The organism is Streptomyces sp. NPDC050619 (assembly GCF_040654815.1).
Lineage (GTDB): Bacteria > Actinomycetota > Actinomycetes > Streptomycetales > Streptomycetaceae > Streptomyces.
In genome coordinates this window covers 1-1,104 of sequence record NZ_JBFAIR010000182.1, presented here as the reverse complement: position 1 = coordinate 1,104, position 1,104 = coordinate 1, and the positions used below count along the sequence as shown (strand labels likewise).

General features: G+C 67.5%; 1 protein-coding gene. It reads left to right on the top strand.

Annotated features, from left to right (window positions below; translation table 11 throughout):
• Positions 1 to 123 precede the first annotated feature (123 nt).
• A partial coding sequence (locus tag AB0I77_RS53885) for a SpoIIE family protein phosphatase (protein WP_363290383.1) occupies positions 124 to 1,104 on the top strand: 981 nt, incomplete at its 3' end.

Sequence of the window (1,104 nt, the reverse complement as noted above, 5' to 3'; positions counted from 1 at the left end):
GGCACGACCGCGGTCCATCAATACCGGGCTTGGCCGTTGGCGGATCAGCGCCGGGACCACGACTTTTCGGTCTCGTTCTTCTGCCTGCGCGACGCCGACGGCAGGCCGCTCGGGGTGTGCTCCATGAGCGTGGATCTCACCGGCAACCAGCGGGCCCGCGAGCGCCTCGCCATCCTCACCGAGGCCAGCACCCGGATAGGCAGCACTCTGGACGTGATGCAGACCAGCCAGGAACTGGCCGACCTCGCCGTGCCCCTGCTCGCCGATTACGTCGCCATTGACCTGGAGCAGTCAATTCCGTTCGGCGAAGCGTCCTCGGTCCACATCGGGCCGACGGGTGAGCGCCTCCCCGTTCTCCGACGTGCCGGTCTTGCCTCGATCCACCAAGGAGTCCCCGAATCCCCATGGGACCGCGGTGAGTCGGTCCCAGTGTCGCCCGCATCCCCTTTCGCTCACGTCCTGTGCACGGGCAGGCCTTTCCTGGAACCGGTCTTGGACACCGCTCCGGGCGCATGGATCGATCACGACCCGGCCCGGGCGCAGAAGATCCGAGAAAATAGAATGCATTCCCTGATGGTCGTTCCCATCCGCGCGCGGCACACCCTGCTGGGCACGGCGTTGTTCATCCGTACGCAGGACCCGGTGCCATTCCAGGAAGGCGATCTTCGTCTGGCCGAAGAACTGGTCAGCCGCGCGGCGTTGTCGCTCGACAACGCGAGTCAGTACGCGCGCCGACACACCGCGGCCCTCGCGCTCCAACGCAATCTGCTCCCACGCGGTTTGAAGGGCGGCACGGCGGTCGAGGTGGCATCGAGCTACCTGCCCGCCGACATGGACCACGGCGTCGGCGGCGACTGGTTCGATGTGATCCCGTTGTCCGGCGCCCGAGTCGCCCTCGTCGTCGGCGACGTGGTCGGACACGGGATCAACGCCGCGGCGAGCATGGGCAGGCTCCGCACCGCCGTACGCACACTCGCCGACATGGAACTGCCCCCCGACGAACTGTTGACTCACCTTGACGACACCGTCCAGCGACTGGTCGAAGAAGACGCCGACGCCGCCGATGGGCTCCCCGCCGTAGGGGGCGCCACTTGCCTGTACGCC